The following is a 16,516-nucleotide window of genomic DNA, read 5'->3' as shown; positions in this document are numbered from 1 at the left end:
AGGAGCCACCGGGGTAACAGGAGCCACGGGAGCGACAGGAGAAAGAGGAGCAACGGGGGCAACGGGAGCCACGGGAGTAACAGGAGCAACGGGAGTAACAGGAGCTACGGGAGCAACAGGAGCGACAGGAGCGACAGGTGTTACGGGAGCCACGGGAGCAACCGGCCCAACCGGAGCAACAGGTCCGGTAGGCCCGACGGGTCCAACCGGGTCTACTACCCTCGTGGGCGGTAGTGTGATCTATGCCAGCAATGGAGTCATACAAAATGTGGCCACCAACTCGCCGGTTACCTTTTCAACAAGCACACTTCAAGGTGTAACCTTTAACGGTACCACGACGCTGACCATCGTGACAGCTGGCTTCTACTACTTTGACTGGCAGATTTCGCTGGAAACTGGTTCGACAGCGCCTAATACTTTCGGAATCGTTGTTAACGGTAATACGACAAATACGGCGAACATGAACTCGAATTCAACCAACGCCGAAGTTTCAGGATCTGCCGTCATCAATTTAAGTGCAGGTAATACCGTTGGGCTTTATAATTTATCGCCGGTCTCTAAATCGATAATAGCACCGCAAACCGCTGCAAGAATTTCTATCTTTAGAATTGGCTCATAGCCCAGTATTGTATACTTTAATGTCAACTTTTTTAATATGGTTGATGCATCGTCTCCTTCAGTGGGTAATATGTATCTGGAGAAACACTTGAGATTACTGGGAGGCATCTTGTCATGACAGAACATCGACAACAACAGGAAGCAAAAATAGAAGAAACAAACCATACTGAAGTTCAATTCCAAACGGTAGACGACATCCTTGAATACTATGGCAAGCGCCACAAAGGCTTGCATGACTCGAAAGAAAGCGTAAATTAAGTTCAGCCTAACCGCTTCCGGCATGATCTTCATGCTGGAAGTGGTTTTTTAAAGACCAGTGAGCGTTAAACGGATTTACAGAGAGGGTGTAAAGATAAAATACTTGATTCAGTCAGCAAAATATGTTATTATTTCTTTTGTTGTGAATACGGTGGTCCGCTGCGGATAATGAAGGAAATACATAGAGTTTCCGGAAGATGCAAGAACACCTGTGTGAGAGGAGGGAGTCCTAGATGAATATCGTTCAAGCGATTACTCAAGAACAACTTCGTAAAGATATTCCGAGCTTTCGTCCTGGTGATACTTTAAAAGTGCACGTTAAGGTTATCGAGGGAACTCGTGAGCGTATCCAGTTGTTTGAAGGTGTAGTAATTAAACGTCGCGGTGGCGGAATCAGTGAGACTTTTACTGTTCGTAAAATTTCTTACGGTGTTGGTGTGGAAAGAACTTTCCCAATCAACTCGCCTAAAATCGATAAAATCGAAGTGGCTCGCCGTGGTAAAGTGCGTCGTGCGAAGCTTTATTATCTTCGTGAACTGCGCGGTAAAGCAGCGAGAATTAAAGAAATTCGTCGTTAATTACAAGGCGGCGGTAAAAGGGGGCTTGTGCGTATATACAAGCCCCTTTTGTATATCCAAAAATCGTTATCATGCGAAAGCGATCTATAGGGAAGGACGGTGGATTATGGAGAAAGATCAACACCAGGAGGCCATTGAAACCAACGTGGGGAAACCCGCCAAAAAGGCTAAGAACGAGCTTGTAGAATGGCTGAAGGCTCTTCTCATTGCTCTGGTTCTCGTCGTTCTCATTCGCTGGCTTCTCTTTAAACCGTTTATTGTGCAGGGACCATCGATGGAACCTAACTTTGTTTCGAATCAGAAGCTGATCGTCAACGAGATTTTATATGATATCCGCAAACCCGAGCGTGGCGAAGTTATCGTGTTCCATGTTCCTGACGAGGGAAGGGATTTCATTAAACGCGTGATCGCGGTTGCCGGTGATACGGTTAAAGTGGAAGGCGATAAAGTGCTTGTCAACGGGGAACCTGTGAATGAAACCTACATACAGGAAGCAATTGATCAAGCCCATGCTGAAAATCGATTATACAATAACACGGATTTTCCGAACTCGTTTGTTCAGGACGGCGTTGTCCCGGAGGGCCATGTGTTCGTGATGGGGGATAACCGCTCCAACAGTACCGACTCCCGAATGATAGGATATGTTCCTTTGGGGGATATTATCGGTCGAGCAGACTTGATTTTCTGGCCGATTAAAGACATAGGGCTCATCAACCATTAGCCAGCCGCATGGCGCTATAGAAACGATGAAAGTTTGCAGAGCAAAGTAGAGGTGACGACGTTTGACAATACAATGGTTTCCTGGACATATGACCAAAGCGCGCCGTCAAATTCAGGAGAAGCTGAAGCTGATCGATGCCGTTATAGAACTGATCGATGCGAGGCTTCCGCTCTCAAGCCGAAATCCGATGATTGACGAGATTTTGCAGGGCAAGCCGCGGCTCGTTATTATGAATAAAGCCGATTTGGCCGATCCTGAGGTTACAAGGCAATGGCAGGCCTATTTTAAAGAAGGCGGACTGACGGCTTTTCCCGTTGATGCATCCACGGGGACAGGCGTTAAGGATATTCCGAACCAGATTAAGCTGCTGCTGAAAGAGAAGATCGACAAACAAATCGCCAAGGGCATGAACCCGCGAGCGATGCGCGTGTTGATTGTTGGCATACCGAATGTTGGCAAATCCACGCTGATTAACCGGCTTGCCGGCCGTAACATCGCGGAAACGGGAGACCGTCCGGGCGTCACGAAAGGGCAACAGTGGATCAAGGTTGCCGGCGGTGAGATGGAATTGCTGGATACCCCCGGTATTCTGTGGCCGAAGTTCGAGGATCAGAATGTAGGATACCGCTTAGCGGTAACCGGTGCCATCAAAGAGGAAATATTGAACGTAGAGGATATTGCCTTTTTTGCGATCAAATATTTCGCCAACTATTACTGGGAAACGATGAGCGAGCGCTTTGACCTGAAGGAGCGCCCGACGGATCTGGACAACCCGGATGAAATCGTCGCGGTCATGGAGGCGATCGGAAGAAAACGCGGCTGTATCGTAAGCGGCGGAAGAGTCGATCTGGAAAAAGCCTCGAGCCTATTCCTGCGTGAGCTTCGCGCAGGGAAGCTTGGGCGATATTCCATGGAATCGCCTTATTGATTCGTTAAAGGGAGAATGCACTGCCTCTCCAACCCCATTAAACCGAAAGAACCGTTCAGCCGAATACCGGCTGAACGGTTCTTTTTTCTTAAAAAGGATAAAACTAGTCTGTTTTTTCGGTAGATGCCCTGAAGATCGGCTTGGTTTGGATATGGGTGACTTGATAGGGCAGTGCCGGTTCTTTCACCCGGGACAACAGCATGTTAGCCGCAGCAATTCCCATTTCATCGCTATAGATATGTACCGTTGATAAATGGGGTTCAACGATGCGCGATTCAGGCGCATTATCGAATCCGCATACGGCAATGTCGCCGGGGATGGCGATATGGCTATGCTTCAAAGCTTTCATCACATTGACCGCAATAAAATCATTGGCGCATACAAAAGCGGACGGCAACTGTTTCATCTGTTTCAGCCGCTTCTCCATCCAGTCGGACTCGGAGAAAAACTCACGGTCCGGGTTTAGGACACACTGTTCCGGATCCAGCCGGACCCCCATCTCGGTCAAAGCCCGATTAAATCCCACCCAGCGTTCATTAAAGCTCTTGCAGTGCTGGATGTCCCCGATGAATCCCAAAGACGCGTTGCCCTGCTCAATGAGCCGCTTGGTCATGTGACAGGTGCTGTGTTCATTCTCCATCAGAAGCAAATCCGCCTGCAAGTCCGGGTAGAACATGTCAGCGGCACAATCGATAAATACGGTAGGCAGGCCCAGGCTTGTGAGCTCCTTGCTGTATTCCATATCAAATAACTCGATACATATGATGCCATCCACTTTGGAGGATTCAAAATTGTTAGGCAGCGTCCGAGAGCTTCGATCGATGTCACGGACAATATGAATGGACAGGTTATATCCTTCCGCGCTGATTCGTTTCTCAAGCCCACTGATTAATCGCGAGCCAAAGTGGGAGGTGCTTGGAAGATTCGCCGTCAGAAGAGCGATGTTTCCCGGGTTTTTGGTCAGCAGATTGTCCGTCTCCATGAAAGCAAATTGTTTGTATTTCAGTTCAATCGCTTTTCGGATAACCTTGCTGCGCGTCTCGTCCGGAATACTTTCGCTCCCGTTCAGAGCCTTGGATGCCGTGTTTCTGGAGATCCCCAGTGCATCGGCAATATCTTGAATTGTGACTTTTTCTTTCGTCATGTATCTGATTTCACCTCAAATGATCAAGTTCATACGAAGGTCCGCTGTTTCTTCCAGTCGCTAATGACCTCTGAATATCTTAAATCAAATGTATAATAGATTAGCCCAAATAGCAACCTCAACTTTACAAATGCACAATCTATTTAACATTTAAACAGAAGAGGTTGAGTTATATTTCTGGTTTCCATTTATTTATATTGGCAGAAACATCATCTAACAAGGAAAAAATAATAAAAGCTTCCGACTTTATAAGGAAAACAGCTTGTGCTGCTCATTTTTATGACAGGAAGGGGAAATAAATGAACAAATAGTGTTGTCAATTGCACAAATTTATTTTTACAAATACTATTGACTGATGTTACATCATTTGATAAATTGTAAAAGCGATATTCAACATAAGTGAAAAATGAAAGCCTTTTCTGTAAGCAATATGTAAACTTCTCTAGAAAGAACGGGGGAACAGGTTTGAGACATTCAGTGGAACCAGCCAATCAGGGGGCAGGGGTAATCAGGGGACGGAGCTCCGCAGGGCGAACGCTCGCTTTCATCAAGAAAAATTATTTTCTATACATACTGCTGGCTCCGGCACTTATATTGACCCTTATTTTCAAGTACGTTCCGATGTATGGTGCCGTTATTGCATTTAAGGATTTCAGCCCCATTAAAGGAATCCTCGGGAGCGAGTGGGTCGGGCTCAAGCATTTTGAAAAATTCATCGCCTCGCCAAATTTTGACGTCATTTTTATGAATACGCTTAAATTGAGTTTTTTTGGTCTTATCTTTAGCTTTCCGGTGCCGATCCTGCTTGCGCTTATGTTAAACCAGGTTCGCAAAGCGGCAATCAAGAAAAATATTCAGCTGTTTCTGTACGCGCCCAATTTCATCTCGGTGGTCGTCATTGTCGGGATGCTGTTTATCTTCTTGTCCCCGACGGGGCCGATCAATCAATTGGTCATTTGGATGACGGGAAGTCCGCTGATGTTTATGTCGCAGCCGGAATACTTCAGGTGGATCTATATTCTATCGGATATATGGCAGGGTGCCGGATGGGCCTCCATCATCTATGTGGCTGCTCTTGCGAATGTGGACCCGGAGCTGCATAACGCGGCCAGTCTGGACGGAGCTAATTTACTCCAGCGCATCCGACATATCGATCTGCCTACGATTAGGCCGATTATGGCAATCGTCTTCATACTGGCGGCAGGAGGCATTATGTCCATAGGCTTTGAGAAAGCTTATCTGATGCAAACCTCGATGAATCTTCCTACTTCGGAGATTATCGCTACCTATGTGTACAAGGTCGGATTGCAGTCAGGCGATTATGCATACTCGGCAGCCGTTGGTTTATTCAACTCCGTCATCAATGTCATTTTGCTCGTAACGGTGAACTTTATTGTCAGAAAACTCAATGAAGGCGAAGGCCTCTACTAGGAAAGGAGTCATACTCATGGCCGTCAAACATTCACGCTTCGACCGTTTCCTGTTGTCATTAAATGCGATCTTTTTAACGCTTGCCGTACTGGTCGTTGTCGTACCCTTGGTTTACATTGTGGTGGCCTCGTTCATGGATCCCACCGTTCTGCTGAATCAAGGACTGTCTTTTAAAATCTCCGATTGGAGCCTGGAAGGATATCAGATGATTCTGTCCAATCCCGCGATGCTCCGCGGATTTGGCAATGCCGTTTTGTATTCGACAGCCTTTGCGCTTCTCACGGTAACGGTTTCGGTCTGTGCGGGATACGCACTTTCGGAGAACCGGCTGGCCGGACGCCATTTTTTCATGACGTTGTTCATTATCACCATTTTTTTCGGAGGCGGACTGATCCCTACGTATTTGCTTGTAAGGGAGCTTGGCATGCTCAATACGGTATGGGCCGTGATCATCCCCGGCGCGGTGAATGTATGGAACATCATTTTGTCCCGAACCTTCTTCAAAGGGGTGCCTAATGAATTGAAGGAGGCAGCCAATGTGGATGGGGCTTCCGATATGAAAATCTTTGTCCGGATCGTACTGCCGCTATCCAAGCCCATCATCTTTGTGCTCGCGCTGTATGCCTTCGTGGGCCAGTGGAACGCATTCTTCGATGCCATGATCTATCTGGATGATCCCAAGCTGCACCCGCTGCAGCTCGTTCTGCGATCGATTCTCATACAAAACCAGGCTGCGCCGGGCATGATCAGCGACCAGCTTGCGATGGCGGAGCTGAAACGGCTCTCGGAAATGATTAAATATTCGGCGATCGTGATATCCAGCCTTCCGCTATTGATTATGTATCCGTTCTTCCAAAAGTACTTCGAGAAAGGTGTTATGGTAGGCTCTCTCAAATAGCGGGCCGCCTTCAACATAGTTATCCAAATACAGGATTCGGGAGGCCATTGATATGAATACGAAGAGATCCAAGAAACATAACCGTAAAAAAGCGGTAACCCTGACAGCTCTGGCGGCCGTGCTGCTCTTGTCCGGGTGCGGCAAGGGCGGGGAAGCCTCAAATGAGTCGCCGGACGGTAAAGTCACCCTGAACGTCCTGACGCAAAGTTCGCCGCTAGCGCCTGCTGACCCTAACGAGAAGCTGATCAACAAGCGCCTGGAGGAGAAAACGGGCATTCACATCCAGTGGAAGAATTATACCAGCGATGTATTTGCGGAAAAACGCAATCTGGCCGTAGCGAGCGGAGATTTGCCCGATGCCATCTTTGATGCGGGGTACGGAGATTATGATCTGCTGAAGCTGGCAAAGGACGGAGTCATCATTCCCGTTGAGGATTTAATCGAACAGCATATGCCCAATCTGAAAAAGGTACTGGAGGAGGCGCCGGAATACGTCAACATGATTACGGCGCCGGATGGGCATATTTATTCCTTCCCATGGATCGAGGAGTTGGGCTCAGGGAAAGAGCGGATTCAATCGGTGGATAACTTCCCCTGGATTAACGTGGAGTGGCTCGACGCCTTGGGACTGGACATGCCAACTACGACGGAAGAGCTGAAAACCGTATTAAAAGCGTTCAAAACCCAAGATCCGAACGGCAACGGGCAGGCTGACGAAATACCGCTTTCCTTCATTAATAAACCGGGCGGGGAGGATCTGACATTCCTGTTTGCTTCATTCGGCTTGGGCGAGAACTGGGATCACACCGTTGTTACGGATGACGGCAAGGTGGTGTTCACCGCTGCAGAGGAAGGGTATAAGGAAGCCATAGCATTCATTAACGAATTATATGAAGAGGGATTAATCGACATCGAAGCATTCCAGCAGGATTGGAATACCTACCTGGCCAAGGGAAAAGACCATCGGTACGGCATGTATTTTACGTGGGATAAAGCCAACATCACGGGCATGAATGATACGTATGACCTGATGCCGCCGCTTGCAGGGCCAACCGGCGAGATCAATGTAACGAGGACGAACGGAATCGGCCTGGATCGGGGAAGATTGGTCATTACCAGCAACAACAAGAAGCTGGAAGAAACGGCCAAATGGATTGATGCCATGTATGAACCGCTCCAATCGGTTCAGAACAACTGGGGAACTTACGGCGACGACACCCAGCAGAATATTTTTGAGCTGGATGAAGCCAAAGGGATGCTGAAGCACCTTCCGCTTGAAGGCACGGCTCCGGTAGAGCTTAGACAAAAAACAAGCATCGCGGGGCCGCTTGCGATCCTGGACGAGTATTATGGAAAATACACCACGATGCCGGATGATGCGGCGTGGAGGCTCAAACTCATGAAAGACGTCATGGTACCGCACATGAAAGCGGAGAATACATACCCGAAAGTGTTCTTCTCCATCGACGAGTTGGATCGCTTATCCACGATTGAAGCGGACTTGTTCCCTTACCTGGAAAGAATGCGCACCGAATGGTACCAGAATGGAAAAGCAGATCAGGAATGGGATGCTTATCTGAAGGAATTGGATCGACTCGGACTTCAGGAGTGGCTGACGATCAAACAAACGGGTTACGACAGAAACATGAAGTAACCGTGTGGAATGCAGCGGCCGTTCATGCATATCGTTGAAGTACGGCCGTAAACCCATGATAACGATAATGAAGGAGATCACAAATGACGAACACGGAACAGCAAAACTATCGAAATGCTTACCATTTTTCACCCCAAAAGAACTGGATGAATGATCCAAACGGCATGGTCTATTTTAAAGGGGAATACCATTTGTTTTATCAGCATCACCCATTTGGCACCACATGGGGACCCATGCACTGGGGGCATGCGGTCAGCAAGGATCTGGTCTTCTGGGAAGAGCTCCCCATTGCGTTAGCGCCGGATGAGCATGGCACGATCTTCTCAGGCAGTGCGGTTGTGGACTGGAACAACACCAGCGGATTTTTCGATGAAGGGCCCGGGCTTGTGGCGATCTTCACGCACCACCATGATGTGCCGGGCGCACAGCAAATGATTCAGTACCAAAGCCTGGCGTACAGCAAGGACGAAGGAAGAACCTGGACGAAGTATGAAGGCAATCCGGTCCTTGGCCATGACAGCTATGTTGATTTTCGGGATCCCAAAGTGTTCTGGCATGAGCCGTCATCGCAGTGGGTGATGATTGTGGCATGCGGGCAGACGGTATGTCTCTATCAATCTTCAAACTTAAAGGAATGGGTATTTGCCAGCGAGTTTGGAGAGGGCATCGGATTTCACGATGGAGTCTGGGAATGTCCGGACCTGTTCCCCCTTGCAACGGAAGACGGTGGAGTGCGATGGGTCATGCTTGTCAGCATTGGCGATGATCCGGCCTACGTCGAGGGCTCCAGGACGCAATATTTCATTGGAGACTTTGACGGGACAACGTTTATGCCGGATGAACGCTCCAAAGGTGAAGTGCGGTGGCTGGATTACGGCAGAGATAACTATGCCGGGGTCAGCTGGTCGGACATTCCGGCAGCGGATGGCAGAAGGCTGTTCATCGGCTGGATGAGCAATTGGAAATACGCAAACCTCACGCCAACGGATGATTGGAGGGGGGCCATGACCTTGGTGCGAGAACTCAAGCTGGAGACGCTGGAAGGCGAAGTTACGGTAACGCAGCAGCCGGTTCGCGAAATGGAAGCCCACCGCACCGAGTTGCTTTCCTTACATGATATCGCTGTGGATGAAGCTGCAGCCCGTTTAGCCGCTGTGCGGCTGGAGAGCTGCGAGATCCTTGTCCGCTTTGATGCAGCATTTTCGCTTGGTTTGAAAGTAAGGACAGGATTAGAGCAAGAGACCTTGGTCGGTTGGGATGCGGGGTCTGCCGAGGTTTACGTGGATCGCAGCCGTTCAGGGCAGGCGGATTTCCATAGGGATTTCCCGGGCAAACATACGGCCCTGCTTCAGACATCGGGCTCTATGCTGGAGATGCGGATTTTCGTGGATCGTTCGTCCGTGGAACTGTTCGCGGATCGCGGGCAGGCGGTGATCACGGATTTGATTTATCCTGATCCTGCTTCAACGGGAATAACCGTATTTGCCGATGATGAACGGAAGGTTATAGAGTCCCTGCATGTCTATGAGTTTTCTTCACCTGGTGGCCAGCTAAAGTAATATGAATGAGTAATAAGGAGATTCGGCGTTATGCGTATTGGAGCAATGGAAGCGGGCGGCACCAAATTTGTCTGCGGTATCGGAAATGAAGACGGAATCGTCGAGGAACGCATCAGCTTTCCGACAGGACAGCCGGAAGGCACATTATCCAGAGCCATTTCCTATTTCCAGGATCATGCGGTAGAAGCCATCGGCATCGGGTCGTTTGGACCCATCGATCTGAAGCTGGACAGCCCGACATACGGGTATGTAACGTCAACACCGAAACATGGATGGTCGCAGATCAATGTTCTCGGTAAGATGAAGTCGCATATGGATATTCCCTATGGCTGGGATACGGATGTCAATGCAGCTGCTTTGGGAGAGGCGACTTGGGGAGCAGCCAAGGGGCTGAACAGCTGCGCGTATTATACGGTGGGTACAGGTTTTGGGATCGGCCTTTATACCGAAGGCCGGCTGGTTCATGGATTGGTACATCCGGAAGGCGGGCATGTTCCCGTGAAACGCCATCCCGAAGATGCGTTTGGAGGAACCTGTCCTTACCATGGCGATTGCTTGGAAGGATTGGCAGCTGGTCCGGCACTTGAAGCCCGATGGGGATTAAAAGGTGATCTGCTGCCCACAGACCATCCGGCTTGGGAAATCGAAGCCTATTATTTAGCGCAGTCCATAACCGGACTGATTCTGACGAATTCCCCCGAGAAGATCATACTGGGCGGCGGCGTTATGCAGCAAGCCCAGCTGTATCCCCTCATTCGTGCAGAAGTGAGGCGTAATTTGAACGGATATGTGCTTGCCGACGAAATTGTACATGATATCGAGAATTATATAGTTCCCCCATTATTAGGCACCCAGTCTGGGTTATGCGGGGCATTGTCTCTGGGAATCCGGGCATGGCAAGATTCGCAATCCTAAACAGGCTCGTCATTAGGAGAACAGTCCGATTGTTCGGGCTGTTCCTTCCTAATATAACGCTTGGTAAAGAAACCGAAAAGAGGTGGATATATGAAATTATCGCAAGGCATACATACGGTGTTGCTGCGCACGATGTCTGCGATCACGATGACCTTGTTGCTGGCGACAAGCGTCATTCCGGGTTCGGCATGGGCGGCGTCAGCGATCCAAGAAGAGAATGCAGTTTTAAAGGAGAAAGGAGAAACCGACATTTTTGAAAGCGCATCCAATGTAAATACCAACCTCGAGGGGTGGCAGTTGAAAGGCAGCGGCAGAATGGAACAAACGGCAGAAGGTTTACGGCTTAGCTCCGATTCAAGTGAGAATGCAGCGGCAATCTCCGCAACCAGAGCGGATGATTTTGTCTATGAAGCCGATGTGATGATTACGAATATTCAAGCAGATGCTTCGCTGGTCTTTCGTTCAAGCGATGACGGCTGGTCGTCGTATATGCTGCAAATCGTGCCCAGCGCAGGTTTGGTTCGCCTCAAGGATGCCCGCGAAGGGAAGGGAAGATTGAAGGTGGAAAAAGCGGTCGCATTGAGCCAAGGGGAAATCGTTCACCTTAAGGTCAAGGTGGTAGGCGGCAATATCAAGGTATATTGGGGAAGCCAATATGAACCGATGATTGAAGTCGATGATACGGCTTATTCCACAGGATACCTGGGTCTTCATGTGTGGGACGGCTCCGCCCTCTTTCAGAATATCAAGGTGAGCGAGTGGAAAGGCAACCTGTTCGGTCCGGCAGCTACGAGCGGGGAATGGCAGCCTGACATCAAAGGGCTTAAGGGGTCGGCATCGGAGGGGCACGAAGCCCACAAGATCTATAAGAATGCGGCTGCGGATTATGTGCTGGAAGGCAATATCACCTTAGGGGGACAGGCTGAAGCGGGGTTCTATTGGAGAGGGAACGATCAAGGAACGGAGGGATACGAGGCCGTATTCAGGAGAGAGGATGATCAGGTGCGGGTAACGCTGGAAACTTCGGATGGAAAGGTGATCGGCGCTTCGAGCCGTACCTATCCAAGCCTGCCCACAAGTGCGCATCATGTGGAGATCCACGTCTCCGAAGACAGCATTCAAATCGCTGTAGATGGTTACGAACCCGCTGCGATCCGCGTATCCGACAGTAGTTACGCGGGCGGATCGATCGGGATGAAGGTAAAGTCCGGAACGGCGTACTTTCAGGACGTGTACGTAACCCCAATGGCGGATTATTATACGGAGGAATACCGCCCGCAGTATCATTATAGCCCAATCCGAGGCTCGGCAAGCGATCCGAACGGATTGGTCTATTTCGAAGGGGAGTATCATCTCTTCCATCAGGACGGAGGCCAGTGGGCGCATGCGGTAAGCCGGGATCTGGTGCATTGGAACAGGCTGCCGATCGCACTGCCTTGGAACGATCTCGGACATGTCTGGTCGGGTTCCGCCGTAGCCGATACAACGAACGCTTCAGGTCTGTTCGGGGATTCCGGAGGCAAAGGACTCATTGCCTACTACACATCCTTCAATCCTGATCGGCCGGGCGGAAATCAGAAGATCGGACTTGCTTACAGCACCGATCACGGACGGACCTGGACGTATTCGAAGGAACGGCCGATCCTCATCGAGAACCCGGGCAAACAGGGCGAGGATCCGGGAGGATGGGATTTTCGCGATCCCAAAGTGGTTCGGGATGAAGCCAACAACCGCTGGATCATGGTGGTATCAGGGGGAGACCATATCCGCTTCTATATCTCCGACAATCTTGTCGATTGGACCTTAACGGACCGTTTCGGGTATGGGGAATATATCCGTGGAGGCGTGTGGGAATGCCCGGATCTGTTTCAGCTTGCCGTGGACGGCTCCGGTCAGCGCAAATGGGTGTTGATGATCAGCAGCGGCGCTAATCCGAACACCCAAGGCTCCGATGCGGAATATTTTATCGGCGATGTGACGCCAGACGGCAAATTTATGAATGATCATACGGCGGGGACCGTGCTGAGAACGGATTGGGGCAAGGAATTCTACGCCTCCATGTCCTTCTCCGACCTGCCGGACAATCGAAGAATCATGCTGGCATGGATGACGAACTGGGATTATCCCTTCAATTTTCCGACTTCGGGCTGGAAGGGTCAGCTGACCATCCCTAGGGAGTTGTCGCTCAGAACGACGAGTGAGGGAATACGTCTGCACCAGTCTCCAATCTCTGAGCTGGAAACCCTCCGGAATACGGTAATCCATGTGAATAACAGGCAAGTGACGGAGACCTCGCAGAATGTGTTAAAGGGTATTCAGGCAGGCACGTTTGAAATCGAGGCGGAAGTCAAGATTCCGACAGACAGCAGCGATCTGGAATTCGGCTTCCGGCTGCGGGAAGGCGGCGAACAACAGACGGTGGTCGGTTATAACAACTCCGCGCATCACATGTTCATTGACCGTTCGGCATCGGGAACCACGGATTTCTCCAGCTTGTTCTCGACCGAACACAAAGCATTGCTGCACCCCGTAGATGGAGTGGTCAAGCTGCGTATTTATGTCGATGAATCTTCCGTCGAGGTGTTCGGCAATGATGGAAAGGTTGTGTTCTCGGACGTCATTTTTCCGGATCAAGCCAGACGGGGGATGAGTTTTTACACCCAAGGCGGCCAAGTGAAGCTGAAATCCCTAAAGGTTCATGAACTGGATTCCGTGTGGAGGCCTCTTGATCCATCGGAGCCTGCTTCCCGCATCCTGTTGGATTCATACGAGTTGGACCTGTCCCAGGGACAGACCGAATCGTTGTACGCAGCCGTGGATCGTGTCCCGGGCAACGGGAAGAAACCTCTGGTATGGACATCCAGCGATCCCGGTACGGTCCGGATAGTTTCATCCGATGAGACCCATGCCGTATTGAAAGCGGCGAATGCGGGAGAAGCCGTCATTACGGCGTCAACCCCAAACGGAAAAATATCGGCGAGCACCCGCGTGTTGGTCTCGAGCGGAACATTCAAAACGAATCTGACGGGATGGAAACCGGATCTTAAGGCCTCGAAGTGGGTCCTTACCGAGCATGGAATCCGGGGCAGCCATTCGAGTGATGCTAATTATATGGCGCAAGAGAAGGCAGGAGACTTCAGATTCGAGGGAGACATGCGGCTTGGGGAAGCAGGCGGTGCCGGATCCATGCTGTTTCGGGCAAGCGGGGACGGCCGCAGCGGATATTATCTGAATTTGGACCCTGGATTGAAGTCGATTCGGCTCTTCTATATGGTCGAAGGTCGATTCGAGGAACGTCAAGTCCTGGCCAGCGTCCCCGGCTTTATCCAATGGGGAAGAACCTATCACCTGAGGATTGAAGCGAAAGGTCCGCATATTCAAGTCGGCGTGGACGGGAAGACGGTAATCGATGTGATGGACGGGACATTTGCCGAAGGGCATTTTGGGGTCAATGTGTTTGGCGGACAGGCTTCCTATCAAAATGTCTACGTCCGTCATTCGTCTGAAGCTCGACTGACGAAAACCAGCTTCACGAACGAAGCCGTGAACAAGGCGATCTATACCGAGAAATCCGTAAACGGCGAACCCGTTACCCTGAAGGAATCAATGGGTACGGGCAACCTGCTATGGGTATGGGTGCCGACAGGAGAGCAAGGCACGTATTCCATTCGCACGCCGGAAGGGAAGGCTTTGGATGTGGATACCGGGCAGAACCGGATTCAGTTATACACGTATCTCGGTTATAACAATCAGCGGTGGAGAGTGGAACGTCAGGAAGATGATACGGTAACCATCCGATCGGTCCACGATGGACGGGCACTTGCTGTAAAGGCTGACGGTTCGGGGCTGGAATTGAATGAGCCGGATGCCGCTTCGGATCGTCAGCGATGGCGGCTTGGGCTTTGAAGCCAAGGATCGATAATCGAGTAAAGGGAAGAGCTGCCGTTGCCGGCGGCTCTTTTTTTCGGGGATTATAACCGATGGTTCGCCGATGGACGAACCCATTCCTGCCGGGATGCGGACGGGATAAAAGGGTGACGCTCCCTGGCGAGTATGATACTCTAGAAGAGTTACTAGATTGATAGAATAGATGCGATACACCGTGTGAACGAATAGGAAACAAACGGTAATTCGGAATCAAAGGGGTTAAACCTATGACAGATTTATTAATGTACGAGCGAGAGTATTGGAGCCGTTATATACATATTGCAGGCATCGACGAGGTCGGCCGCGGCTGTTTGTTCGGCGATGTGGTCGCTGCGGCGGTCATTATGCCGGAGGGGCTGGTCATTGAAGGAATTAACGATTCGAAGAAACTCAGTGCCAAGAAGCGGGAAACCCTTTACGACCTTATCATGGAGCAGGCGTTGGCGGTCGGCGTCGGTTTGGTGGATGCGGAAACGATTGACCGCATTAACATCAAACAAGCCGCAAGACTTGCGATGAAGAAGGCGATTGAGCAGTTGGCCGTTCCCCCGCAGTTTCTGCTTGTTGATGCCGAGAAGGTGGATTGCGATATTCCCCAGCGTGCCATCATTAAAGGGGACGCCAACAGCCAGTCCATTGGGGCAGCCTCCATCATAGCCAAGGTCACCCGCGATAGGCTGTGCGAGGGGGAATGGGAGGCGCGTTATCCGGAATACGGAATCGCCGTACATAAAGGCTATGCTACCAAGTTTCACCGGGAACAGCTGCAGCTGCACGGACCTACCGCCATGCATAGAAGAAGCTTTTTGAAAAATATGGAGATTGAGCAATTGTCCTTGTTCTAGATTTCGATGCAGCCCGCCCTCGTCAAAAGGCGGGCTGCTGCCGATATATAAGGTAAACAGAAGGTGTGGGAGGAACTATCGTGAACATCGGATCGTTGATTCGCGGACTCCTGGGCGAGCAGAAGCCGGGAGACGCCAAAGCGTTGGAACTTAAGCCGGGTCAGGTCGTTCGCGGTGTCGTTATGAACGTATCGGAGGACGGGCAGGAAGCGGTGGTGCAGATCCAGGGCGTTCAAGTGAAAGCGAAGCTGGAAACGCCGCTCCGAGCCGGGGAAACGGCTCTGCTGCAGGTTCAGCCGCCGGGAGAGGGAGGGACAGCGGTGCTTAAGCCTCTCAGCCAAACGCCGGGACAGCCGTTGTCCCCGTCATCCATGGCGGAGGTGCTGGATTTTGCGGGTCTTCCGGATACGAAGGAAAACCGCGAAATGATCCGGGGCATGCAGAACGCGGGAGTTCCCCTGACGAAGGACAATATTGCCATGTTCCGAGAGGCTTTGGCCGTAAAGCCTCCTCAGATCCCGGCTGCGGAATGGGCGGAGTCGGCTGCGATCGCGTTTCACCGCGGACTGCCGATTAGCCCTGAAAGCGTAAAGGGACTGCATCAGGCCGTATTCGGACCCCAGCTGCATCAGCTGCTGCAGTCGCTGGAGCAGCAGCTGACGTCAGCTCTAAGCAACGGTAACGGAGGCGCAGCGGCTGCCGGGAAAAATGCAGCGTCCGCTGCGCCTTCGACGGCAGCTGGCGCAGAGGGTACCGCTGCCGCGCAGCAGCAAGCAGCAGCGGCGAACAACGCTGCTGGAGGTACCGCGCAGACCGGCTCAGGTCAGCAGGCGCTGCTGACCAAGCTGCAGGGCCTGCTGCAGCAGCTGCGCGGCGAGCTCGCGCAGCCATGGGCCAGCGGCGGCACGGCAGCGCCTGCCGCCGGACAACCCGCCGCCGTGCCCACAGGGCCGGCGGCAGCTCTTGGCGAAGGGGCCGCAGGCCCTTCGCCAAAGCCGCCCACCCCCGGCGCGGAGCCGTGGGTGGGGCGGCTCTTGAAG

General features: G+C 51.2%; 12 protein-coding genes and 2 pseudogenes. 13 read left to right on the top strand and 1 reads right to left on the bottom strand.

Annotation, left to right across the window (positions count from 1 at the left end):
* The 5 genes and pseudogenes from HMPREF9412_RS32845 to ylqF all read left to right on the top strand — a co-directional run.
* A pseudogene (locus HMPREF9412_RS32845) lies at positions 1 to 619 on the top strand (collagen-like triple helix repeat-containing protein); the annotation flags it as partial.
* 113 nt (positions 620 to 732) lie between these two features.
* On the top strand, positions 733 to 876 hold the full coding sequence (locus HMPREF9412_RS32840) for a hypothetical protein (protein ID WP_162939111.1): 144 nt from the start codon (positions 733 to 735) through the stop codon (positions 874 to 876).
* Between the two features lie 233 nt (positions 877 to 1,109).
* Positions 1,110 to 1,454: a 50S ribosomal protein L19 gene (gene rplS / locus HMPREF9412_RS08015; RefSeq protein WP_015736355.1), complete on the top strand. Its 345-nt coding sequence runs from the start codon at positions 1,110 to 1,112 to the stop codon at positions 1,452 to 1,454.
* 106 nt (positions 1,455 to 1,560) lie between these two features.
* The gene (lepB, locus tag HMPREF9412_RS08010) at positions 1,561 to 2,175 is read left to right on the top strand and encodes a signal peptidase I (protein WP_036663956.1); all 615 of its coding nucleotides are present in this window, start codon (positions 1,561 to 1,563) and stop codon (positions 2,173 to 2,175) included.
* A gap of 61 nt (positions 2,176 to 2,236) precedes the next feature.
* Complete coding sequence (ylqF, locus tag HMPREF9412_RS08005; protein ID WP_009590927.1) at positions 2,237 to 3,103, top strand: ribosome biogenesis GTPase YlqF; 867 nt, start codon at positions 2,237 to 2,239, stop codon at positions 3,101 to 3,103.
* Between the two features lie 103 nt (positions 3,104 to 3,206).
* Here ylqF and HMPREF9412_RS08000 read toward each other — a convergent pair whose 3' ends face one another.
* Positions 3,207 to 4,247: a LacI family DNA-binding transcriptional regulator gene (locus HMPREF9412_RS08000; protein ID WP_009590922.1), complete on the bottom strand. Its 1,041-nt coding sequence runs from the start codon at positions 4,245 to 4,247 to the stop codon at positions 3,207 to 3,209.
* 507 nt (positions 4,248 to 4,754) lie between these two features.
* Between HMPREF9412_RS08000 and HMPREF9412_RS07995 the strand changes: the two genes are divergently transcribed.
* The 8 genes and pseudogenes from HMPREF9412_RS07995 to HMPREF9412_RS07960 form a co-directional block, all read left to right on the top strand.
* The gene (locus HMPREF9412_RS07995; protein WP_085981264.1) at positions 4,755 to 5,678 is read left to right on the top strand and encodes an ABC transporter permease; all 924 of its coding nucleotides are present in this window, start codon (positions 4,755 to 4,757) and stop codon (positions 5,676 to 5,678) included.
* Positions 5,679 to 5,694: 16 nt separating this feature from the next.
* Positions 5,695 to 6,576: a carbohydrate ABC transporter permease gene (locus tag HMPREF9412_RS07990; protein ID WP_009590918.1), complete on the top strand. Its 882-nt coding sequence runs from the start codon at positions 5,695 to 5,697 to the stop codon at positions 6,574 to 6,576.
* A gap of 52 nt (positions 6,577 to 6,628) precedes the next feature.
* Positions 6,629 to 8,230, top strand: a complete 1,602-nt coding sequence (locus HMPREF9412_RS07985; RefSeq protein ID WP_009590926.1) for an ABC transporter substrate-binding protein — start codon at positions 6,629 to 6,631, stop codon at positions 8,228 to 8,230.
* Positions 8,231 to 8,313: 83 nt separating this feature from the next.
* Entirely contained in the window at positions 8,314 to 9,789 is a 1,476-nt protein-coding gene (locus HMPREF9412_RS07980) for a glycoside hydrolase family 32 protein (RefSeq protein ID WP_009590928.1), read from the top strand.
* A 30-nt stretch (positions 9,790 to 9,819) separates the two neighbouring features.
* Positions 9,820 to 10,704 carry an ROK family protein gene (locus HMPREF9412_RS07975; protein ID WP_009590919.1) on the top strand — a complete coding sequence of 295 codons (885 nt, stop codon included), beginning with the start codon at positions 9,820 to 9,822 and terminating at the stop codon, positions 10,702 to 10,704.
* 90 nt (positions 10,705 to 10,794) lie between these two features.
* A complete protein-coding gene (locus HMPREF9412_RS07970; protein ID WP_009590923.1) occupies positions 10,795 to 14,610 on the top strand; it encodes a GH32 C-terminal domain-containing protein in 3,816 nt (1,271 codons plus the stop codon).
* A gap of 248 nt (positions 14,611 to 14,858) precedes the next feature.
* Positions 14,859 to 15,476 (top strand): ribonuclease HII, encoded by a 618-nt coding sequence (locus HMPREF9412_RS07965; protein WP_009590921.1) that lies wholly within the window; start codon positions 14,859 to 14,861, stop codon positions 15,474 to 15,476.
* An 80-nt stretch (positions 15,477 to 15,556) separates the two neighbouring features.
* A pseudogene (locus HMPREF9412_RS07960) lies at positions 15,557 to 16,516 on the top strand (hypothetical protein); the annotation flags it as partial.

This window comes from Paenibacillus sp. HGF5 (assembly GCF_000204455.1).
GTDB lineage: Bacteria > Bacillota > Bacilli > Paenibacillales > Paenibacillaceae > Paenibacillus_AQ > Paenibacillus_AQ lautus_A.
The sequence above is the reverse complement of the archived record's forward strand: the minus strand, read 5'-3'. Positions and strand labels throughout refer to the sequence as shown.